The sequence below is a fragment of the Streptomyces sp. NPDC030296 genome (assembly GCF_055572815.1).
Genome location: NZ_JBVICQ010000010.1, coordinates 342767 through 363593, shown reverse-complemented (window position 1 = coordinate 363593; position 20827 = coordinate 342767). Strand labels below are relative to the sequence as shown.

Below are 20827 nucleotides of genomic sequence, written 5' to 3'. Positions count from 1 at the left end.
ACCCACATTGATACTTCCGCTGGAAACTGTTCTTCAATTGCGCCGAAACGCGCGTGAAACAGTTCCGCCGCAGGCTGTGGACGCACTTCAGCGACCAGCCCGGAGGCCACCCCGGAACGGCTGGGGGAGTCGCGTGCCAACGCCGCCGCCACTGAAGCGCGTCCGATCCATCTCTTTCCCTTCCTCCCCAGAGTCTTCCGCTCGCTTCGCACCGCCCTTCGGGGCAAGGAGGTTTTGCATGTCCGGGCTCAACATCAGCAGGCGCGGTCTTCTGGCAGGCGTATCCGCTCTCGGCGCCTCGGCCGCCCTCAGCGCGTGCGGCGCCAAGACCGGCAGCGACACGTCCTCCGCCGGCGCGCAGGCGGACACCTCGGGCGACACCGTCAAGGTCGGTCTGCTGAACTCGCTCTCGGGCACCATGGCCATCAGCGAGGTGACCGTCCACAACGCGCTGCTGCTCGCGGTCAAGGAGATCAACGCCGCAGGCGGTGTGCTCGGCAAGAAGCTCAAGCCGATCAGCCAGGACGGCGCCTCCGACTGGCCCACCTTCGCCGAGAAGGCGCAGACACTGATCACGGACGACAAGGTCGTGGCCACGTTCGGCTGTTGGACCTCGGCCAGCCGCAAGGCCGTCAAGCCGGTCTTCGAGCGGAACAAGTCGCTGCTGTTCTACCCGGTGCAGTACGAGGGCCTTGAGCAGTCGCCGTACATCTTCTACATCGGCGCGACCACCAACCAGCAGATCGTGCCCGCGCTGGACTACCTCAAGAAGCAGGGCCTGACGAAGATCTATCTGGTCGGCAGCGACTACGTCTTTCCGCGCACCGCCAACAAGGAGATCAGGGCGTACGCGAAGGCCAACGGCATGGAGGTGCTCGGCGAGGACTACGCGCCGCTGGGCTCAACGGAGTTCAGCACCATCGTCAACAAGGTCAAGGACGCCGGCGCGGACGCCGTGTTCAACACCCTCAACGGCGACAGCAACGTGGCCTTCTTCAAGGAGTACAAGTCCGCCGGGCTCACCGCGAAGAGCCTGCCGGTGCTGTCGGTCTCCATCGCCGAGGAGGAGGTCAAGAGCATCGGCACCCAGTACCTGGAAGGTCAGCTGACGGCCTGGAACTACTACCAGACCACTCCGGGCGCCGCGAACGAGAAGTTCGTCAAGGCGTACCAGGCCGCCTACGGCAAGGACAAGCCGACGTCCGACCCGATGGAGGCCGCCTACATCTCCGTCTACCTGTGGAAGGCGATGGTCGAGAAGGCCGGCTCCTTCGACGTCGCCAAGGTGAAGGCCGCCTCCGACGGCATCACCTTCGACGCCCCCGAGGGCAAGGTCACCGTCGACGGCGCCACCCAGCACGTCTACAAGACGGCCCGCATCGGCAAGGTCGGCTCGGACGGCCTCATCGAGGAGGTCTGGAACTCAGGCAAGCCGGTCAAGCCGGACCCCTATCTGAAGGGCTACGACTGGGCCTCCGGCCTCTCCTGAGCCCAGTCCTCCACCGGTGGAACCCGGCCTCGTCGTGAGGCCGGGTCACGCCCATGGAAAGCCCGCACCTTTCGTCCCGGACCCGGAGCCGCTTCATGACGGTCATCCTCAACCAGTCCTTCACCGGCGTCAGCATCGGCGCCGTCCTGCTGCTCATCGCGCTCGGCCTGACCCTGACCTTCGGGCAGATGGGCGTGATCAACATGGCGCACGGCGAGTTCATCATGGCCGGCGCCTACACCACCTACGTGCTGCAGAAGTCCATCAGCAGCGCCGGCCTCTCCCTGCTCGTCGCTCTGCCACTGGCCTTCCTCGTCGCCGGCGCCATGGGAGCGCTCCTGGAGTGGCTGCTCATCCGGCGTCTGTACACCCGGCCGCTGGACACCCTGCTGGTCACCTGGGGCGTCTCCCTGATGCTCCAGCAACTCGCCCGTGACATCTTCGGCGCCCCCAACGTGCAGACCGCCGCCCCGGACCTGCTGACCGGCAACATCTCGGTCGCGGGGACCACCCTCGCCAACAACCGACTGTTCATCCTCGGCCTTGCGCTGCTGTGCGTCCTCGGCCTCGCGCTGATCCTGCGGCTCACCCCGCTCGGGCGCCGCATCAGGGCCGTCGTGCAGAACCGCGACCTCGCCGAGGTGTCGGGCATCGCCACCGAGCGGGTGGACCGTACGACGTTCTTCATCGGCTCGGGCCTGGCCGGTGTGGCCGGCGTCGCACTCACCCTGGTCGGCCCGATCGGCCCGACGATGGGCACCAACTACATCGTCGACGCCTTCCTGGTCGTGGTCGTCGGCGGCATCGGCCGGCTCAAGGGCAGCATCATCACCGCCTTCGCGCTCGGCGTGCTGCAGTCGGTCCTGGAGTACTCGACCACTGTGAGCGTCGCGAAGGTCATCGTGCTCGTGGCGATCGTCGCCTTCCTCCAATGGCGACCCCAGGGCCTGTACACACTGCGCACCCGGAGCCTGGCATGACGACAACGACCTCCCCGACCACGACGACGACGTCCGTCGCGCAGCCGTCGGCGTCCCTTCCGGAACGCTTCCGCGTACCGGGCGCCTTCCTCCTCGGCGCCGTCCTCCTCCTCGGCATCGCCCCGCTCGTCCTGTCCGACTTCCGGCTCAACCTCCTGGCCAAGTACCTGTGTTACGCCATCGTGGCCGTAGGCGTGAGCCTCGCCTGGGGCCGCGGCGGACTGATGGTCCTCGGCCAGGGTGTCTTCTTCGGCCTCGGTGGCTATGCGATGGCCATGCACCTCAAGCTCGCCGACGCCGCCGCCACCGGCCAGACCCTGCCCGACTTCATGCAGCTGTACGGCACAGGTGACGCCCTGCCCTGGTGGTGGAAACCGTTCGCCAACCCGGCGTTCGCGCTCGCCATGACGGTACTGCTGCCGATGGCGGTGGCCGCGCTGCTCGGCTTCTTCGTCTTCCGCCGCCGGGTGAAGGGCGCGTACTTCGCGATCCTCAGCCAGGCACTCGCCGCGGCCCTCGCGATCTGGCTGGTCGGCCAGCAGGCCACCACGGGCGGCACCAACGGCCTGACCGACATCCAGGGCTTCTTCGGCTACGACCTGAACGACCCCGTCAACCAGCGGACGGTGTACTTCATCGTCGCCGCTGTGCTGCTCCTGCTCATGGCAGCCGCCCGCCAACTGTTCGTCAGCCGCTACGGCGAACTCCTCATCGCCGTACGGGACTCCGAGGAACGGGTGCGCTTCCTCGGCTACGACCCCGCCAACGTCAAGCTCGTGGCGTACGTCATCGCGGCCGGCATGGCGGGCCTGGCCGGCGCGCTCTTCGTCCCCGCCGTCGGCATCATCTCCCCGGCACTGATCGGGATCGTGCCGTCCATCGGCTTCGTCATCGGCGCAGCGGTCGGCGGCCGGGCCAGCCTGGTGGGCGCCGTACTCGGCGCGATCGCGGTGGCTTGGACGCAGAGCACGCTCTCGGACGCCTACCCCGCCGCGTGGACGTACCTCCAGGGCCTGCTGTTCGTGGTGGCCGTCGGCTTCCTGCCCGGCGGTCTGGCCTCGCTGGTGACCGTCCTGCGCAAGCGCCGTATCCCTACCCGTACGACTGGAGAGACCGCATGAGCGGCGAGGGACTGACCGTCCGCGACCTGCGGGTGACGTTCGACGGGTTCAAGGCCGTCGACGGCGTGGACCTGGACATCCGCCCCGGAGACCTGCGCTTCCTCATCGGCCCCAACGGCGCCGGCAAGACCACCCTGGTTGACGCGGTCACCGGACTGGTGAAGGCCACCGGGTCCGTGCGCTTCGGCGGCGAGGAACTCCTGGGCAAGCCCGTGCACCGCATCGCCCGCCTCGGGATCGGCCGTACCTTCCAGACGGCCACCGTCTTCGAAGAGCTGACCGTTCTGCAGAACCTCGACATCGCCGCCGGAGCCAGGCGCGGTCCGCTGACGATGCTGCGGCGCCGCAAGGGCGTCCCCGAGGCGGTGACGAAGGCACTGGAGACCACCGGCCTGACCGAGCTGCGGGACCGCCCGGCGGGCGTGCTCGCCCACGGCCAGAAGCAGTGGCTGGAGATCGGCATGCTGCTGGTCCAGGATGTGAAGCTGCTGATGCTCGACGAGCCCGTCGCCGGCATGAGCCACGACGAACGCGAGGCCACCGGCGAACTCCTGCAGCGTGTGAGCGAGGACCACACGGTCGTCGTCATCGAGCACGACATGGACTTCATGCGCTCCTTCGCCCGCAGCGTCACCGTCCTGCACGCCGGCAGAGTGCTCAGCGAAGGCTCCGTCACCGAAGTCCAGGCCGACACCAAGGTCCAGGAGGTCTACCTCGGGCGCGCCTCCGAACCCGAGCCCGCTGCCGTTCCTGTCGCCGAGGAGGCGTGACGCCCATGCTGGAGATCAACACCGTCCGGGCGGGCTACGACCGCACCACCGTGCTGCACGAAGTGACCCTCGCGGTACCGAAGGACGGCGTCGCGGCCGTCCTCGGCCACAACGGCGCAGGCAAGAGCACCCTTCTGCGTGCGGCCATGGGCCTGATCAGGCCGACGAACGGGACGATCCTGCTGGACGGAGAGGACATCACCCGCCTCGCTCCGCACCAGCGGGTCGCCCGCGGTATGGCCTACGTCCCCCAGGGCCAGCAGTCCTTCCCCCACCTGACCACCGCCGAGAACCTCCAACTCGTCGCCGACGGCCGCCCGGACGGCAACGAGGCCATCGCCGAGGCCCTGGACCTGTTCCCCGTCCTGCGCGAGCTGTCCGGCCGCCGCGCCGGCCTGCTCTCCGGCGGTCAGCGTCAGCAACTCGCCATCGCCCGCGCTCTGATCACCCGCCCCAGGCTCCTCCTCCTCGACGAACCGACCGAGGGCATCCAGCCCTCCGTCGTCGCCGAGATCGAGGAGACGATCCTCGCCCTGACCCGGCGCGGCGGCCTGTCCGTCCTCCTCGTCGAACAGCACGTCGGCTTCGCCATGCGCGCCGCGCAGCAGTACTACGTACTGGAAGCCGGACGCGTCACCTCCTCGGGATCGGGAGGAGCGGAGTCCGAGCAGACCGTACGAGCAGCGCTCAGCGTGTGACGCACGGGCGGCAGGCGCCACCGATGGCCGGGGCGTCGATGTCGTCTTCGACGGCGTGGGCGGGGCGGTCGGCCCAGCCGCCTTCGAACTCACGGTGCCGGGCGCGCGGTTCTCCGCGCATGGCGCGCCCAGCGGTTCCTTCACCGATGTCGATACGCGGGCCGCACGGGAGCGGGGTGTGCGGCTACGCGGCATCCAGGATGTGCGACGTTCCGCCGAGGACCGGCGGCGGCTGGCGCCGCGGGCTGTCGAAGCGGCACCCCGCGGCGAGTTGCGGCCACTCATCGGCCGGACCTTCCCACTGGCACAGGCCGCCGCGCCGGGATGCCGGAGTCGCTGGTGCTGGTCCTGGACGGCCGCGGCGAGGAGAACTCCGGCACCGTCTACCGGGCGGGCGGGGGACGGCTGGAGAAGCTGGCCGACTACCCGGTCTTCAAGTCACCGGGCATGCTCTACCTCAACGCCACCCAGCTGCTCGGCTACGGCTTCGGCGACGAGTACAAGGTGATGGGCCTGGCACCCTACGGCGACCCCGCGACCTTCCGCGACGCCGTCAGCTCGCTGTACCTGTTGGGCGACAAGGGCGACCACAACCTGCTGCCGAACATGTCGGTGCCCGACCTGGTCGGCCGTCCTCCCGGACGTCGCCGTCCTCCCCGCTCCCCAGCCCTTCGCCCTCCTCTCTTCCCAGCCCCTCGCCGTCCCCCTCCCCCTCCCCCCACCTCCCGCAGCCGTCCTCTCCGTGCTGTCGCCCCCCTCGGCCGGTCCGCGCCCGCCCATGGACCCGCCGGGATCATCGTCCGGACGGGTGCCGGGGTACGGCGCTGGCGGGTGGGCGAGCACGTCGTCGTCAGCTGCGTCCAGGTGGGCGACCAGGCACCCGTCACCCACGCCGAGGGCATGCTCGGTGCCGAGCAGCGCATCTGGGCGACATCGTGCTGATCTGGGGTGCCACCGGCGGACTCGGCGCCTACGCCGTCCAGCTGGTGAAGAACGCCGGCGGCATCGCCGTGGGTGTCGTCACGCATCGGGCGGCGTCGCGTGCCCCGAGCGTAGGACGGCGGTCACGCACCGGCGCGGCGAGCGGGGCCTGGCGGCGGAGGCGACCGGGCGACGGCGGCCGTTGCTGCCGAGTTATTCGCGCAAGGGGTGACCAATGGATTCACCCGTCCGAGTTACCTTTTCTCAGGATTCATCGGTCTTTGCATGCCGAAGTCCTGTAAGGAGCAGCATCCGCGCATGGAGAATCCTGCATGCGACGGAACACCGTCGGCTGAGGAGATCTCGTCCCGACTCGGGGTGGTCTTCACGGCGGACTTCGCGTCCACCCGTCAATGGGTGGCAGGGCGTTCGTGGGCATATCCGAACGGCGGACCGATCAACCCGGGCGACAACAAACTGGATCACCTGACGGCGGACCCCGCGTACAGCCGCTCGGGCACCTTCCGCGCCACGCTCCGCAAGGACGGCCGGTGGAAGACGGGCCTGCTCACCACAGAGGGGAGTGAGGAGGGCTTCACCGTCCGTGCGGGGGACGTTCTCGAGGCGCGGGTCAGACTGCCGCGCGAAATCGGGGCCTGGCCCGCCATCTGGACCTGGCGCGACGGCGACCAGGAGATTGATGTCTTTGAGTACCACCCCGACAACCCCGACCTCCTGGAGCTGACCAACCACGTCCGCGGCGCCAACCTCTACTACCGCGACTCCGCCATCCGCCCGGGCGCGTGGGTCGACCTTCGCGTCGAGTTCGGCGCGAGGTCCGTGATCTGGTGGGTGAACGGCAGCCAGGTGTTCGCCGACCGCCGAGGCGTGGGACCTGCCTGGCACGCCTACCTCATCGTCAACCTGTCTGTGTGCGCGGGCCGCTATCACCCCCGACCGGCTCCCCATGTCAAGGAGATGTCGTACGAGGTCCAGCGCCTCGTGGTGAGGCGGCCGACGGCAGCGTTGTCGGAGGAACCGTCCGACGACGCCGAGGCGGTGGCCGACGGCGGCGGACCGTGAATCCGGAGGTGACGGACAGCCGTTGGCGGCAGGCGCGACACCTGTCGTGCGTGCCTGCCGCATCGCGGCCTTTCAGCCCCGCGGTGCGACGCGGATTCGGTTCCCGTCAGGATCGGCGGCGAGGAAGGTCAGCCCGAATCCCGCATCGTGAGGCTCGCCCAGGATCGTGACCGCCTTGGACCTCCACTGCTCGAAGATCGCGCTGATCTCGTCGGGTCCACCGTCGATGGCCAGGCACACCTCACCGGTCCGCGGGACATCCGGTGACAGATCCTCGAACTGGCCGGACCACAGGGCGAGGTCAGCTCCTGGCCCGAGGTCGAAGGTGATGTATCCCGGCGTCTCGAACGAGGGGCTCATGCCGAGGAGTTCGCCGTAGAAGCGAGCTGCGGCCGGTGCGTCGTTCACATAGACGATGGACACCACGGACGTGGTCATGGTCGTTCCTTCTCACAGGTCGACGGTACGGATCCACCAGCCTGACCGGGATATGCGCCGCATCGTGTCGCAATTCCTTGAAAAGCTCGGTGGGTGACCCCAGATCGCTTCTTCACCCTGATGCTGCTCCTCACATCGAGGGATGCCGTGACCACTCAGGAACTCGCCTCGGCGCTCGGGGTGTCCCTTCGCACCATCACCCGGGACCTGAACTGGCTCCGCGACGCCGGTCTGCCGGTGACCGCGCACCGGGGCCGCCTCGGAGGCGTGACCGTGCTGCCCGGGTCCGGGTTCGACCTCACGCGACTCACGCCGGGCGAGCGCGATCATCTGTCGCTCACCGGGCTGGACGAGAGGCAACGCGCGGAGCTCGACGCATCGGTCGAAAGCCGGCGCGCGCTCTCCAAGATCGCCGCTGCACGGCCACGTCGAGTGCATGAGCTCCTGCCGCTCACCGACGTGGTGCACGTGGACAGCCGTCCCTGGCGTCAGGCACGAGCCTCCGACACGACTCCGGCTTCGCTGATCGGTGCGGTGCGGCGGGGTCGCCGGCTGCGGATCGAGTACGACAGCCCACGCGAATCACGCGCGCGCGAGCGGGTCGTGGATCCCTACGGACTGTTCGCCAAGGCCGGCATCTGGTACCTCGTCGCCGACTGTGCCCGAGTGCCACGGATGTACCGACTCGAACGGATCACGGCGTGGAAAGAGGTCGACCAGCCACGACGGGTCCGCGAGAGCCAGACCCTGGCCACCGTCGCCGCGGCGCTCGTTGATCAGTGGGAACACGACCACGCCATAGACGTCAGCGCCACCATCGACCAGACCCAGATCGAGCGAGCGCGACGGATCTTCGGCCGACGACTCGTCCGGGACGACCACGAGGACGCGGCGGCCACCGCCCGGTCCGCCACCGGCCACAGGGTGACGATCCGCTTCCTGCGTCTGGAGGACGTGCGAGCGCTGCTGCCGTTCGGGAGCGCCATCACCGTGCACGGCCCCACCGAAGTCAGGGCTCACCTCAGAGACCTCGCCACGGCCCTTGCCCACCACTATGCGCCGTCACCCTGAACTGCCGACGGTGCCGTCGTAGCCGCCCGGAAGGTCAGTCGTCCCCGGTGGTCCGGCTCACCAGTGCGCCGTACGCCAAGTGCAGCGCGTCCGCGCCGGCCAGTGCCGCGAGCGCGCCCATGGCGGTCCGGGTGGCACGCGGCCACAGCAACTGGCCGGCGGTCAGGGTGGACACCACCCAGACGCCCGTGCAGAACGGGCAGGTCACCAGCTCGCCGACGGTGTCCCTGCCGCCCTCCGCCTCCTCGTGCAGCTCGGCGGGGCCCTGCGGGCCGACGTACCGCGTGAAGGGCGCGCGGAGCGGACTGGTGACGGACGCCTTGCTCAGGAGCCTGCTGAGCCGGAAGGTGGCGACCGAGGTCAGGGCCACGTCCCAGGGCTGGGGCCGGTCGGGCAGGGGGCGCCCGCGCAGCCGTACCGCCGTGGCCCAGGCCGCCGTGTACGCTCCGAATCCCGTCATGGACGCGAGATAGCCGCCCAGCGGCCGGTCGTGCCCTGCGGAGTACCGTCGTCCGGTGCGCCGGGCCAGCTCGCGCAGGCGTGGTGCGAGGCGGTGGTCAGCCGCCTTGTCGGCTACGGCGCCATCTGTGGCGTCATTCCCGTTGTCAGACGTGGTGGCCAGGGAATCCATGAGGCACATCCTCCTTCGCGGCGCCCGGTTCCCGAGCTGTCTGCCGGTCGGTGCCCGCGTGCTCGGCTCGGTCGTCCCGGCGCAGGCGTATCGCGACGGGCCGTAGATCGGGCAGGGCCGCGGACAGTCGGCTGCCGACCGGCACCTGCACCATCAGTGGATGCGCGGGGTGGCCCAGCCACCCGCCGTGCAGCGCGTCCCGGCCGCGATCGAGCGGCAGGGCCCGCACCCCCCGGCTGATCGCGTCGATCACCGTACCGGTCCGAGGGTCTCGCTCCAGGCGGTCCGGCAGCGCCAGGACCCGGTTCTGCCGCAGCCGAGGGCGTGGCGTCGTGGTCATGAGCAGCCGGGTCCCCATCTGCGCCTACCGCAAACGGCCGACCAGGCCGGATGACCCCTCGACCTGCGTCTCACCACCGGACCGCGTCACGACGACGGTCGAACTCAGCCCGGAGTGAGGGCACCCGGGCAGGGGTACCCGGCAGGGGACCTACGGAGGGATGTCCCGTGAGCAGAACCGGAGTGCGGGGCCCCGCCCACACGCTGGCGGTGGCGCACGGTGCCTTCAACATCGTGGGCGGACTGTGGCCCCTGCTGCACCTGCGCAGCTTCGAGTGGATCTTCGGCCCCAAGACCGACGAGTGGCTCCAAATGACGACGGGCGGACTGCTCGCCTCCGTCGGCGCCGCCCAGCTCGCGGCGGCCGGGGACACGCAGGGCCCGGCCCACGCCCGCCGCATCGGGCTGGGCACCGCCCTGACCCTCCTGGCCGTCGACCTGGTCTACGTACCCAAGGGGCGGATCCGGCCGACGTACCTCCTCGACGCCGCGATGCAGACCGGATGGATCGCGGCCTGGCTGCGTTCCTCCCCAGCGCGGAGTACACGGGACGTCAGGAGCGGCCGACGGTGAACGAGCGGCTCCCGTCATCACCGCCCGGACGGCTGGTCCGACGCGCCGTCGGTGACGACTGCCGGATTCATCCCCCGTAGGCATGCCTACGGGGGAGGGGACCCACGTGGGCGTGGTGGCCGGGGCGGGCGGCGGCGTGGCGCTGCCCTGGACCCGGGCCGCCGCGAGCGGCCAGGGCGTCGGCGACGGCACCCGTGGCGAAGGCGTAAACGGCCTTGTGCAGCAGGTCCACGACGAGTTCCTTGCGGGGCCAGGTCTGCGGTGGGGCACCGACGCCGGTCGCGTTTTCCAGGATCTGGTCGTTGGTGAGGCGGACGACGGCGAACTTGGCGGAGGCGACCGGTCCGCGCAGTCCGGCCTGGGCCATGACCGACCGGAGCACCCCGAGGAGGGCGGCCTGGCCGTAGTGCATGCCCCAGTTGACCGCCAGCGACCGGGGGCCGGGTCGTTCGGGCAGGCCGGTCAGCCGTTGCAGGACCCGCGCGGGCACATGGGAGTCGGGCCGGCCGGTGACGCCCTGCTCGATCTTCTCGCCGAGAGTCATCACGACGCCTCCGGCGGTACCGGCGAGCAGTCCCTGCCACAGTGCGCGTTTGATCATGCCCTGGCGAGTACCCGGTACGACCGCCGTCACGCACTGGTCGTGCGGCGGGCGGCGTCCCGGTGGGTGGGACACGGCGAATCGGTGACCAGGACGGACCGGCATGATGACGCCGTAAGGATCAAGACCTGCTGGAGTCGGCGCCGACTAGGTCGTCGTGTCCGGCGCCGCCGCCTCGAGCAGGTCGGCTCCAGGGCGCTGTCCAGGGCAGCTCCGGGCTGATCCGCCATGGGGTCGCCATGGCTCCGAGGGCAGGCGAGGTGGCGAACCGTCAAGGTGGCGAACCGTCTGTTCGGAGCCGGTCGGGGCAGCTCCACGTCGGGTGCGACGGGCACGGGCCCGTCCGCCGGCCGTGTACCAGCCCACCCCCAGCACCACCGCCAAGGCCGCATCCACCACATCGCCGCCGTAGTACATCCACTGGACGCCGCTGTGCAGGTCGGCGGCAGCGAAGTCGGTGTCGGGCGGCGGCGATGCGTACAGCGTCTTGGCGAGCGCCGCGTGCGCGGCGCCGGCGGCCAGCAAGGTGGCACCGCGCACGGCGGTACTCCAGCGACGGCGCACCGGATCGAGCTGGCAGACGGCGAAGGTGAACACGAGCCCCGCCGCCAGCATGTGCGTGTGCACCACGCCGTGCAGCACCGGCTGGTGCCGCATGGTCGCGAACAGGTCCGTCCGATACAGCAGCCAGAGACCGCCCACGTTCAGCAGGGCGGCCAGCGGTGGGAGCACGAGCCAGCCGACGGGACGGGATCGCGCGAGGACCAGCAGGCGCCGTCGTGCCCGGCCCGGCCTGAGGGCTCGCAGGGCGAGGGTGAGAGGGCGGGCCACGACGAACGACAACGGGGCGGCCATGCCGACGACGAGGTGCTGGATCATGTGCCCGGTGAACGGTCCTCCCGGAATGGTCCCCCCCGACGCCCAGGCCATACCGACGCCCCCGGCGGTGAACGACACATCCCGCCACCGGGGCCAGGCGTCCCCGCGGCGTCGTAGACGCCCCGCGGCCAGCAGATAGGCCACCGCCACCAGCAGCGCGGCCACGACGGTGAGCAGCTGGCCCGTCCCAGGTCCGGTGGCCGGGCCGGGGTGGACGTGCGCGAGTGTCACGACGCCGCCCCGGCCCCGCTGCGGCGGGCCGCACGCAGGGCCAGGACCACGCCGACGAGCAGCAGGACCAGGCCGGCGATGTTCCACACCCAGTCGTACGGAGTGACCTCCACCCCGTACCGGATCTGGTGCAGACGCAGCAGTTTGTGATCCACGATCCCGTCGAACAGCTGGAAGAGGCCCAGCCCCAGGAAGAAGCCCGACCACGCGTGGGCCGACGCCAGGGCCCTGCGGCGGCGCAGATCGGCGTAGAGGAAGAAGCCCGCGACAAGAGCCAGCAGTTCGGCGGTGTGCAGCAGTCCGTCGGACAACAGGCCCACGCCGGAGGTGGAACGGTCGTAGAAGTGGTGCCACCCCAGGATCTGATGGAAGACGATCTCGTCGACCGAGGCCATGACCGCCGCCCCGATCAGCGCGCAGACGCCCATGGACCTGCGGGACGCGGAGCCGCCCGGTGCGGTGTCGGACTCGACGGAGTCGCGCAATGCTCTTCCTTCCTGCCGTAAGTCGACGTCGGCTGGGGATGCCGGCGCCGGGTACCCGCCAGGACAGTGCCAAGCACAAGTACACCCGCGCTCGGGGGCGGCGTCTCGCCTACGCCGGTGTCGTGGGCTCGTCGCCCTCCCCGGTGTCCGATTCGGCGCGCTTCTCGGCGCCCGTCTCCAGGTAGCCGGGGTCGTCGCCCGCGACCCGGCCCACGAAGACGTCGTTGGGTGTCGTGCCCGTCGTGCTGTGCCGGTCCGCCGCCTCGGTGTCCGGCTTACCGCCCATGTCCTCCGACCGGCCCGAACGGACCTCCGCGGAGGACTCGGTCGTACGACCTCCCAGGTGTTCGCGGAACCATCCCCGCACGGACATGATGCCTCCCGATCAGAAGATGCGTGTTCAATGTCGTTTGCGACGCATCGCGACGGCCGCGACCAGCGTCAGGACCCCGGCGAGGCCGGTGAACACCTTCTTGGCAGCGGCCATGGGCGTGCTCGGTCCGATGGCGTCGCGCAGCCGGTCGTAGAGACCGAGTGGTACACCCAGGACCGCGTTGCCGGGCGGGCGCCGAGGGATGACGGGGTGGGGGTGGGTGGGCGCGCCGCGCCGTACCGTGTCCCATGCCGTGCCGAGCCGGCGCAGCTGCGCCGCGGGCAGCGCTTCCTGCAGCCGGGGCAGCACGAGGTCCTCCTCGTCGCGGATGTCCTGCCGTATCAGCGCGAAGACCTGCCGTACCTTCTCCTCACGCTCAGGAGAACCCGGACTCAGGCGTTCGATGTCGGCGACAAGATCGTTGATCTGCTGGTGTTCCTCCTCGACCCGCGAGGTCAACTCGTGCCCGCCCTCGACCGAGCGCCGGACGGCCGGCCACAGGACGGTCTCCTCGGCGAAGGCATGGCTGAAGACCAACTGGACGGTCTCCCGCAGAACCCGCTCGCGGTCCTCACCGTCCACCAGGGTCTGATGGCGGTCCATCAAACTGTCCATCTCGGCATGATCACGGCGTTGCCGGGCCAGCACGCTGCTCGGGCCGCCCAGTTGCCCAACCGTCTGCTCTTTGATCGTCTCGGGCATGGGTCTCTCCGGGTCTCTCCTCTGCGCGGACCGGCCGCGACGCCCGGCCGCCCCAGCGGCTGCCGACAGTGTCCGGTGGCGGGTACCCCTACGCGGCGCGGCATACCGTTTGCGGTGTTCTCACCCGCTGTCCGGCCGGTCATGGTCCGGTCACCGGTCACCGGCGTCGACCGGTCATGACCCGGTCGCCGAACGCGTCAGGTGCCGGTCAGCAAGTCGCCCTCCTGTACCGCTGTCAGCGACAGCGTCTTGTAGCCGACCTGTTCGAACAGCACGACGAGGCGGTCCTCCTCCGTGCGCATCACGGTGCCCGCACCCCACTCCGCGTGGCGCACCCGGTCATTCGTCTCATAGGGCCCGTGCCCGTGCGGCAGGGCGGCGTCCCCGCGCCCGGCTCCGGTGACGGGGTGCTCGTCCACGCGGTCGCAGACGTCGCACCGCCCGCACGGCGCGTCCAGTTGCTCACCGAAGTAGCCCAGAAGGTACTGGCGGCGGCAGGTGGGCGTCTCGGCGTAGCCGCGCATCATCTCGATGCGCGAGCGGTCGACGCGGCGCCGCCGCTCGAACACGCGTGCCGCCCCCGCCGCGGCTTCGTCGGCTTCCGCGGCCTCGTCCGCCCCGTGCCCGGTGAGAGCCCGGACCGCGCGGCGCCTGCCCTCGACCGTCACCGCTCCCGCCTCTTCCAGCAGGTTCAGCAGATCGCTGGTCTTCCGGCGCGACAGGCCGCACAGTCGCGCGATCCCGCTACGGCTCTGCGGGGCGTCCTGGCCGAGCAGCGTGGTCATGATCCGGCGCAGTGCGTCGGAATCCAGGGCCCGGGCCGTGAGGAACCTCTGCAGCCCCAGGTCCTCGGGGCGGTAGAACAGCACCGCGCGGGCCGGCTCCCCGTCCCGGCCGGCGCGCCCGATCTCCTGGTAGTAGGAGTCCAGGGACTCCGGGACGGACGCGTGGGCGACGAACCGTACGTCCGCCTTGTCGATGCCCATCCCGAACGCGGAGGTGGCCACCACCACGGCGGGAGCGCCGGCCATGAAGCCGTCGTGGATCCGGCGGCGGTCGGCGGCCGCCATGCCCGCGTGGTACGCCTCGGCGTCCACGCCGTCCTGTCGAAGCCGCCCCGCGTACGCCTCGGCGTCCTTGCGGGTGGCGGCGTAGAGGATGCCGGGGGCGCGCGCCCGGGCCGTCCAGCGTGCGACGGCCTCGCGTTTGGCGGGGTCGTCGGTGAAGGTGCGCACCGCCAGATGGATGGTGGGCCGATCGGTCCCGGTCGCCACGACGTGGGCCTCGCGCATGTGCAGGTGCTCGACGATGTCGGCCCGGACCGGGGACGCGGCCGTCGCCGTCAGAGCGAGAACCGGCGGGCGGCCCAGACGTTCGGCGGCCTCGCCCAGGTTCAGGTAGTCGGGGCGGAAGTCGTGTCCCCAGGCGGAGACGCAGTGGGCCTCGTCCACGACGAACAGCGAAGGGCCCAGTTCGCGCAGCTGTTCCACGACACTGTCCTTGGTCAGCTGCTCGGGGGACAAGAACAGGTACTCGGCATCACCGTTCCGGATCGCCCGCCAGCCACTGTCGGTGGCGGATCGGGGCTGTGCGGAGTTCACGGCCACGGCGTCCGGCGCCCCGCTCTCCCGCAGACCGGCGACCTGGTCGCGCTGCAGGGCGATCAGCGGCGACACCACGACCGCCGGACCACCGAGCATGACGGTCGGCACCTGATAGATCGCCGACTTGCCGGAACCCGTGGGCATGACCACCAGTACGTCGCGGCCGTCGAGCAGCGCCTCCATCGCCTCCGTCTGCTCGGCGGCCAGATCGCTCCACCCGAACTGTTCCCGGGCGACGCGGCGCAGCTCGGCCATCCGGTCTCGCACGCTCATCACGACGCCTCCTTCACGGCACGGCCCGACACTCCGGAGACCCGGCCCGGGTACCCCCCGAGGCCGACCTCGAAGCGGAGCGGCGCGCGCCAGGCGTGCCCCGTCAGGATCCCGGCGCCGCTCCCCCGGGGAAGCCTGAGCGGCGGGCGGCGACGCACAGGGCGGTGGGTGGCTCGGGTCCGCTTCACCAGCCCGTCAGCAGCAGGTGGTTGAGGAGCAGGGCCAGGGCCGCCTGGGCGGTCAGCCAGACGCGGGGGCGGTCGAGGAAGGCGCCTGCCGCGAGCAGCCACATCGCGAACGGCAGCCAGATCCGTTCCGTCTCCGCCTTGCTCATCCCGGACAGGTCGGCGACGAGCAGCATGAGCAGGGCCGCGCCCAGCAGCAGCCCCAGACGGCGCTCGACGGCGGGCGAGGCGCCCCACCGCGCCAGGACGGCGCCCGTGCGGCGCAGGCCCGCCACCGTCGCCGGACCCACGACGAGGACGGTGCACGCGAGGTTGGCCCACACCCAGTAGCCGTACGGGCGGAAGCCGCCCGCACCTTGGTGGTAGCGCTCCACCAGCAGGCGGTACGCCTCCCACCAGTCGAAGCCCACCACGGTGAACGCGGCCGGGACGACGCAGAGTCCCCCGATCACGTACGGGACGACCGTCCCGCGCCGGGTGCCGAGGAACAGGACGGCCGCGACCATCACGGCGAAGAGCGTGAGGCCGTACGACAGGTAGACCGTGAGGCCGAGGAGGAGGCCGGCGGCAAAGGCGGTGGTGCGCGGCCGGTGTCCGGTCACCGCGAGGGCCAGGAACGCCACGGCCCAGGCGGCGACCGCCGCGAAGTACCCGTCCGCCGACGTCCCCGCCCACACCGCCGCCGGGGACAGGACGAGGAACGGGGCGGCGCGGCGCGCCAGAGCCTCGCTCGTGAGCGTCCGTACGGTGACCAGGACCGCCGCCGTGGTGGCCGCCCCCACCGTGATGACGAGGACGCCCGCCCAGGCACCGCCGCCCAGGCCGATCCGGTCGAGGAGGACGAACGTGAGCGTGGCCCCGGGCGGGTGGCCCGCGACGTGCGGGGGCCAGTGGTCGGGGGAGCCGAGCAGAATGTGCCGGGTGAAGTCCCGCAGGGTGCGGGGGATGTCGTCGAAGCGGTCGATGACCTGGAGGTACTCGTACCGGGTGGTCAGCCGGCGGGCGATCCCGCGGTGCCAGCCGTCGACGAGGGCGAGGGAGAACGTCCACGCCGTGGCGCCGGCCCACGCGGTCCACAGCAGGGGCCGCCAGGGCAGCCGGGCGGCCAGGGTCGGGCCGTACGCCACGACGGCGACGGCCACGGTGAGCGCGGCGGGCGTGCCCGGGCCGGCGTGGGGCAGCCAGTTGGCGTACAGGGGCGGCCACCCCACGTGCAGGACGTCCTTGGCGCGCTTGACGGCGACGCCGACCAGCGCGGCCGTCACGACGAGCAGCGCGGCGGCGGCGACGGCGTACAGGTCACGGCGGAGATCGCGGTTCACGCTCCGAGACGTTAGGCCGGACAGCGGCCGGTGCCCGCCCGACGGGCGCGGACGTCAGCGTTTCGTCATGAGTCGCGCACCCCCGCACGGGGTGTCCCGGGCCTAGCGTCGGGGCATGGAACGGTCTCCTTCCTCGCCCGCCTTCTGGCGCAGTCCCCTGCGCGGCCCCTGGTTCACCTCCCTCCTCGGCGTGGTCCTCCTCGCCGGGATCACCGTGCTGTTCGTGACGGGACTGCTGTCGTACGCCGCGTACAACCCGGATCTGTCGCCGGTCAACGACAAGACCCCGGACAAGGGCGTCCTCGGCTTCTATCTGTTTCCCTGGCCGACGGACCCGCCCTGGCTGTACCGGCTCACCCAGGGCGTCCACGTCACCCTCGGCATCGCGCTCGTCCCCGTGCTGCTGGCCAAGCTGTGGTCGGTGGTGCCGAGGCTGTTCCAACTGCCCCCGGCGCGGTCCGTGGCCCACGCCCTGGAGCGGATCTCGCTGCTCCTGCTCGTCGGCGGTGTGCTGTTCGAGTTCGTGACCGGTGTGCTCAACATCCAGCTCGACTACGTCTTTCCCGGATCCTTCTACCCCCTGCACTTCTACGGGGCGTGGGTGTTCTTCGCGGCGTTCGCCGTCCACGTGGTGCTGAGGGCGCCGACAGCCGTACGCAACCTGCGCCGGATGCGGGCGGGCGAGGAGGACGGGCCTCGGCCTGCGGGGTCGCGGGCGGGCGAGGAGGACGGGCCTCGGCCCCCGAGGTCCCCGGCGGGCGGAGGGGAAGGGGTCGCGCCGCCGGTGTCGGCGGAGGAACCCTCGCTGGTGTCCCCGGACCCTGCCGAGCCCACCGTGTCGCGGCGCGGTGCCGTGTGGCTGGTCGGGGGTGGATCACTGCTGCTGCTCGGGACGACCGTGGGCCGCAACTTCGACGGTCTGCCACGGCGCACGGCCCTCCTCGCCCCGCACGGCGGCGCCGAACCGGGCAGCGGACCGAACGGCTTCCAGATCAACAAGACGGCCGCGGCGAGAGGGATCAGCGCGGCGGAGACGAGCGAGGAGGCATGGCGCCTGGTCGTCACAGGGCCTTCCGGCACCGTCCGGCTGAGCCGCGCCGAACTGGCCGAACTGCCCCTGCACAGCGCGGCACTGCCCATCGCCTGCGTCGAGGGCTGGTCCACCTCCGACCAGTGGTGGCGGGGCGTACGGCTGCGGGACCTCGCCGCACTCGTCGGACACGAACCCGAGACGGCCCCCGACGTCCTGGTGGAGTCCCTCCAGCGGCACGGCGCCTTCCGCCGCGCCGCGCTGCGCGCCAACCAGGTCCGCGACTCCCGTTCCCTGCTCGCCCTGGAGGTGAACGGCGAGCGGCTGTCCCCGGACCACGGCCACCCGGCGCGGATCATCGTGCCCGCCGCGCCCGGAGTCCTCAACACCAAGTGGGTGGCACGGATGACGTTCGGAGACCTGTGATGACCAGCTACCGGCTGCCGCTCGGCAGACCTCTCCAACTGCTGCTTCTGGCAGGCTCGTTCGCGCTCGCCGGGTACGCCGGGGTGCGGCTGCTCGCGGACGACTGGGTCGGCGTCGCGCTGTGGTTCGTGGGAGCCGCGGTGGTGCACGACCTCGTCCTGCTGCCGCTGTACGCGGCGGCGGACCGCGCGCTCGTCCGGGCGGCGGACAGTGCCGGGTCCCGCGAGGGCCCGGCTGGCCCCCTTAAGGGAGCGGCGCCCACGCCGCTCCCGGTACGGCGGGCGCGCGTCATGTACGTGCGGGTGCCCGCCGCCCTGTCCGGGCTGCTCCTGCTGGTGTGGTTCCCGCTGATCAGCGGGCGGGTCGCGGACCGCTACGCGTCCGCCACCGGGATGTCGGCCAGTGGCTTCCTCGGCCGCTGGCTGCTGATCACGGCCCTGTTGTTCGGCGGTTCGGCGCTGCTGCTGGTGCTGCGGGCGCGCAGGGCGACGAAGGACCGCCCGCCCGCCGTCCACTGATCGGCGGCACGCCAGCCGAGGCGGCGGGCGTGCCGCAGCAGCGCCGGTGTGCCGAGCCGCGCCCACGGGAACGCGGTCTCGGCACCGGCGTCGGGCCCGGCACCGCTCACCAGGCGGACCTCGGCCCGCTCGTCCACATCCATCGGCACCGTTTCCGCGATCAACAGACCACCGGGGCACAGCAGTCGGGCCAGTCGGCGCAGCAGGGCGGCAGGGTCGCCGCCGATGCCGAGGTTGCCGTCGAGGAGCAGCGCGGTGTCCCAGCGACCTTCGCCGGGCAGCGGCTCGAACACCGAGCGGGTGAGGGCCTGGCCGCCGAGCCGTCGGGTGCGGGCGACGGCGGCGCGGCTGACGTCGACGCCGAGCACGGTCCGCCCACGGGCGGCGAGTTCGGCGACCAGCCGCCCCGGCCCGCACCCCACGTCGAGGACGGCGCCCTCGCACCGCTCCAGGACCTGGAGGTCCACCTCGTCGGCGCGGGCGCACCATCGTTCCACCTCCAGGGGCAGCATCCAGCCGTCGCCGCGGCGCAGGAACAGCGGGCCCCGGCCGGCGCGCAGGGCGTCGGCGTAGGGATCGCAGGCCCAGGCCGGGTCCGGGGTTCGGGTCGGCTCCGGGGTTCGGGTCGGGTCCGTGGGCCGGGTCGGCCGCCGTATGGTGTCCTGCCCGTGCCCGCTCATCGGCCGCTCACCGCGCGCAGCCGGGCCAGTTCCGCCGTGAAACGGCCGTGCGGCGCGACCGCGGCGACGGCCTCCGCGTCGTCGGCCGTGTCGACGTCCCGGAGGGTCGGCAGGTCGCGGACCCGCAGACCGGCGGCGGTCAGCCGGGCCCGCTGGACGGCGCCGGTGACGGACGTCGACATGGGCACCCCCCTCAGCAGCTCCGGGTCCGGTGCGGCGAGCCCGAGGGCCCAGAAACCGCCGTCCTGCGCCGGACCGAAGTACGCGTCGCAGGCCGCCAGGTCCACGCTCAGCAGCTCCGGGGTGACCTGCGGGGTGTCCATGCCGACGAGCAGGGCGGGGCCGTCGCAGCCGGCGAAGGCGGCGGCGAGCCGTTCGTCGAGCCCGCCGCCCCGCTGCGGGACGACATCGAAGCCGGGCGGCATCCAGGGGCCCGGCTCCCCGTCCAGGACCAGGACACGACGGTCCGCGGGGGTCGCGGCCACCGCGTCCAGGGTGTCCACCAGGGCGGCCTCGGCGAGCGCCGCCGCCTCGGCCGGGGTGAAGGGCGGGCACAGCCGGGTCTTCACCCGGCCCGGCCTCGGCTCCTTGGCGATGACGAGCAGCGTGGTCATCGGCGGACCCCCTCCGCCTCGGCGGGCGTCGGCGTCTCGTTGAGGACGCGGCTCATGTCCCGTACCGCCTGCCAGGTGCCCCGCCAGGTCCCCGTGACCTTCGAGGCCCCGGTGCGCGGCCGGTACGGCACGTCGTGCTCGGTGACGCGCCAGCCCGCGTCGGCGGCACGCACCACCATCTGCAGCGGATAGCCGCTGCGCCGGTCGGTCAGGCCGAGGGCGAGGAGCGGTTCGCGGCGGGCGGCGCGCAGCGGGCCCAGGTCGTACAGGCGCAGCCCCGTGCGGCGGCGCACCATCCGGGCGAGCGCCAGATTTCCGGCCCGGGCGTGCGCGGGCCACGCGCCCCGGCCCCGCGGCCGTCTCCTGCCGAGCACCAGGTCGGCCCGCCCGTCCGCGACCTCGCTGACGAAGGGGACGAGGAGGGACGGGTCGAGGGAGGCGTCGCAGTCGCAGAAGCACACGATGTCGGCCGTCGCCGCGGTCAGCCCGGCATGGCAGGCCGCACCGAAGCCGCGGCGCGGTTCATGGATCACATGCGCGCCCAACGAGCGGGCGAGGTCCGCCGAACCGTCGGTCGAGCCGTTGTCCACGACCAGGGCGCGCCAGCCGGCCGGGATCCTGGCCAGCACCCAGGGCAGGGCCTCCGCCTCGTCCAGGCAGGGCAGCACGACGTCGACGCCCGAAGGCGGGGGAGAGGTAGTCACGGCTTTCACCCTACGAGGACGAACTTCGCATAACGGGCGCGGTCTCCTTACGAAACACGGACGTCGACGGCCTCCTCCCGGTCCGC

At 71.6% G+C, this 20827-nt stretch carries 24 protein-coding genes and 2 pseudogenes; 12 read left to right on the top strand and 14 right to left on the bottom strand.

Annotated features, from left to right (window positions below):
* The first annotated feature begins 238 nt into the window (after positions 1-238).
* The 5 genes from urtA (at position 239) to urtE (ending at position 5058) form a co-directional block, all read left to right on the top strand.
* A complete protein-coding gene (urtA, locus tag ACZ4Z3_RS28980; RefSeq protein WP_468503783.1) occupies positions 239-1489 on the top strand; it encodes an urea ABC transporter substrate-binding protein in 1251 nt (416 codons plus the stop codon).
* Between the two features lie 95 nt (positions 1490-1584).
* A complete protein-coding gene (urtB, locus tag ACZ4Z3_RS28975; RefSeq protein ID WP_468503782.1) occupies positions 1585-2469 on the top strand; it encodes an urea ABC transporter permease subunit UrtB in 885 nt (294 codons plus the stop codon).
* Positions 2466-3590 (top strand): urea ABC transporter permease subunit UrtC, encoded by a 1125-nt coding sequence (gene urtC, locus ACZ4Z3_RS28970; RefSeq protein WP_468503781.1) that lies wholly within the window; start codon positions 2466-2468, stop codon positions 3588-3590. The genes urtB and urtC overlap by 4 nt, the downstream gene beginning before the upstream one ends.
* Entirely contained in the window at positions 3587-4360 is a 774-nt protein-coding gene (gene urtD / locus ACZ4Z3_RS28965; RefSeq protein ID WP_468503780.1) for an urea ABC transporter ATP-binding protein UrtD, read from the top strand. The genes urtC and urtD overlap by 4 nt, the downstream gene beginning before the upstream one ends.
* Before the next feature lie 5 nt (positions 4361-4365).
* Positions 4366-5058, top strand: coding sequence for an urea ABC transporter ATP-binding subunit UrtE (gene urtE / locus ACZ4Z3_RS28960; RefSeq protein ID WP_468503779.1), 693 nt, complete (start codon positions 4366-4368; stop codon positions 5056-5058).
* On the opposite strand, the gene ACZ4Z3_RS28955 is transcribed toward urtE, so the two are convergent.
* The gene (locus ACZ4Z3_RS28955) at positions 5048-5179 is read right to left on the bottom strand and encodes a hypothetical protein (RefSeq protein WP_468503820.1); all 132 of its coding nucleotides are present in this window, start codon (positions 5177-5179) and stop codon (positions 5048-5050) included. The genes urtE and ACZ4Z3_RS28955 overlap by 11 nt on opposite strands.
* On the opposite strand from ACZ4Z3_RS28955, the pseudogene ACZ4Z3_RS28950 reads away from it, so the two are divergent.
* The 3 genes and pseudogenes from ACZ4Z3_RS28950 to ACZ4Z3_RS28940 form a co-directional block, all read left to right on the top strand.
* Positions 5114-5314 (top strand): annotated as a pseudogene (locus ACZ4Z3_RS28950) (NADPH:quinone reductase); the annotation flags it as partial. The gene ACZ4Z3_RS28955 and the pseudogene ACZ4Z3_RS28950 overlap by 66 nt on opposite strands.
* Before the next feature lie 68 nt (positions 5315-5382).
* Positions 5383-6000: a hypothetical protein gene (locus tag ACZ4Z3_RS28945; protein WP_468503819.1), complete on the top strand. Its 618-nt coding sequence runs from the start codon at positions 5383-5385 to the stop codon at positions 5998-6000.
* 297 nt (positions 6001-6297) lie between these two features.
* Positions 6298-7062 carry a LamG domain-containing protein gene (locus ACZ4Z3_RS28940; protein ID WP_468503778.1) on the top strand — a complete coding sequence of 255 codons (765 nt, stop codon included), beginning with the start codon at positions 6298-6300 and terminating at the stop codon, positions 7060-7062.
* A 72-nt stretch (positions 7063-7134) separates the two neighbouring features.
* On the opposite strand, the gene ACZ4Z3_RS28935 is transcribed toward ACZ4Z3_RS28940, so the two are convergent.
* Positions 7135-7500: a VOC family protein gene (locus ACZ4Z3_RS28935; RefSeq protein ID WP_468503777.1), complete on the bottom strand. Its 366-nt coding sequence runs from the start codon at positions 7498-7500 to the stop codon at positions 7135-7137.
* 93 nt (positions 7501-7593) lie between these two features.
* On the opposite strand from ACZ4Z3_RS28935, the gene ACZ4Z3_RS28930 reads away from it, so the two are divergent.
* The gene (locus ACZ4Z3_RS28930) at positions 7594-8571 is read left to right on the top strand and encodes a helix-turn-helix transcriptional regulator (RefSeq protein WP_468503776.1); all 978 of its coding nucleotides are present in this window, start codon (positions 7594-7596) and stop codon (positions 8569-8571) included.
* A 34-nt stretch (positions 8572-8605) separates the two neighbouring features.
* Here ACZ4Z3_RS28930 and ACZ4Z3_RS28925 read toward each other — a convergent pair whose 3' ends face one another.
* A complete protein-coding gene (locus ACZ4Z3_RS28925; protein WP_468503775.1) occupies positions 8606-9202 on the bottom strand; it encodes a DUF1360 domain-containing protein in 597 nt (198 codons plus the stop codon).
* Positions 9177-9542, bottom strand: coding sequence for a hypothetical protein (locus ACZ4Z3_RS28920; protein WP_468503774.1), 366 nt, complete (start codon positions 9540-9542; stop codon positions 9177-9179). Before ACZ4Z3_RS28920 ends, ACZ4Z3_RS28925 begins: the two co-directional genes overlap by 26 nt.
* 167 nt (positions 9543-9709) lie before the next feature.
* Here ACZ4Z3_RS28920 and ACZ4Z3_RS28915 point away from each other — a divergent pair, with 167 nt between their 5' ends.
* A complete protein-coding gene (locus ACZ4Z3_RS28915; RefSeq protein WP_468503773.1) occupies positions 9710-10114 on the top strand; it encodes a hypothetical protein in 405 nt (134 codons plus the stop codon).
* A gap of 67 nt (positions 10115-10181) precedes the next feature.
* Here the strand turns inward: ACZ4Z3_RS28915 and ACZ4Z3_RS28910 are convergent, their stop codons facing one another.
* From ACZ4Z3_RS28910 to ACZ4Z3_RS28880, 7 genes are all read right to left on the bottom strand, one after another.
* Positions 10182-10715, bottom strand: a complete 534-nt coding sequence (locus ACZ4Z3_RS28910) for a hypothetical protein (RefSeq protein ID WP_468503772.1) — start codon at positions 10713-10715, stop codon at positions 10182-10184.
* Positions 10716-10862: 147 nt separating this feature from the next.
* The gene (locus tag ACZ4Z3_RS28905) at positions 10863-11825 is read right to left on the bottom strand and encodes a cytochrome c oxidase assembly protein (RefSeq protein WP_468503771.1); all 963 of its coding nucleotides are present in this window, start codon (positions 11823-11825) and stop codon (positions 10863-10865) included.
* Positions 11822-12253 (bottom strand): DUF2243 domain-containing protein, encoded by a 432-nt coding sequence (locus tag ACZ4Z3_RS28900; protein ID WP_468503817.1) that lies wholly within the window; start codon positions 12251-12253, stop codon positions 11822-11824. Before ACZ4Z3_RS28900 ends, ACZ4Z3_RS28905 begins: the two co-directional genes overlap by 4 nt.
* Positions 12254-12419: 166 nt before the next feature.
* Positions 12420-12683 carry a hypothetical protein gene (locus ACZ4Z3_RS28895; protein ID WP_468503770.1) on the bottom strand — a complete coding sequence of 88 codons (264 nt, stop codon included), beginning with the start codon at positions 12681-12683 and terminating at the stop codon, positions 12420-12422.
* A 27-nt stretch (positions 12684-12710) separates the two neighbouring features.
* Positions 12711-13385, bottom strand: a complete 675-nt coding sequence (locus ACZ4Z3_RS28890) for a hemerythrin domain-containing protein (RefSeq protein WP_468503769.1) — start codon at positions 13383-13385, stop codon at positions 12711-12713.
* Positions 13386-13582: 197 nt separating this feature from the next.
* Complete coding sequence (locus ACZ4Z3_RS28885; protein WP_468503768.1) at positions 13583-15262, bottom strand: RecQ family ATP-dependent DNA helicase; 1680 nt, start codon at positions 15260-15262, stop codon at positions 13583-13585.
* A gap of 184 nt (positions 15263-15446) precedes the next feature.
* Entirely contained in the window at positions 15447-16769 is a 1323-nt protein-coding gene (locus tag ACZ4Z3_RS28880) for a hypothetical protein (protein WP_468503767.1), read from the bottom strand.
* 115 nt (positions 16770-16884) lie between these two features.
* On the opposite strand from ACZ4Z3_RS28880, the gene ACZ4Z3_RS28875 reads away from it, so the two are divergent.
* Both ACZ4Z3_RS28875 and ACZ4Z3_RS28870 read left to right on the top strand, forming a co-directional pair.
* The gene (locus tag ACZ4Z3_RS28875; RefSeq protein WP_468503766.1) at positions 16885-18225 is read left to right on the top strand and encodes a molybdopterin-dependent oxidoreductase; all 1341 of its coding nucleotides are present in this window, start codon (positions 16885-16887) and stop codon (positions 18223-18225) included.
* Positions 18225-18743 carry a hypothetical protein gene (locus ACZ4Z3_RS28870; protein ID WP_468503765.1) on the top strand — a complete coding sequence of 173 codons (519 nt, stop codon included), beginning with the start codon at positions 18225-18227 and terminating at the stop codon, positions 18741-18743. Before ACZ4Z3_RS28875 ends, ACZ4Z3_RS28870 begins: the two co-directional genes overlap by 1 nt.
* Positions 18744-18874: 131 nt before the next feature.
* Here the strand turns inward: ACZ4Z3_RS28870 and ACZ4Z3_RS28865 are convergent.
* The 3 genes and pseudogenes from ACZ4Z3_RS28865 to ACZ4Z3_RS28855 form a co-directional block, all read right to left on the bottom strand.
* Positions 18875-19255: pseudogene (locus ACZ4Z3_RS28865) on the bottom strand (class I SAM-dependent methyltransferase); the annotation flags it as partial.
* Positions 19256-19419: 164 nt separating this feature from the next.
* On the bottom strand, positions 19420-20037 hold the full coding sequence (locus ACZ4Z3_RS28860) for a TIGR04282 family arsenosugar biosynthesis glycosyltransferase (protein ID WP_468503764.1): 618 nt from the start codon (positions 20035-20037) through the stop codon (positions 19420-19422).
* Positions 20034-20750, bottom strand: coding sequence for a glycosyltransferase family 2 protein (locus tag ACZ4Z3_RS28855; RefSeq protein ID WP_468503763.1), 717 nt, complete (start codon positions 20748-20750; stop codon positions 20034-20036). The genes ACZ4Z3_RS28860 and ACZ4Z3_RS28855 overlap by 4 nt, the downstream gene beginning before the upstream one ends.
* Positions 20751-20827 lie beyond the last annotated feature (77 nt).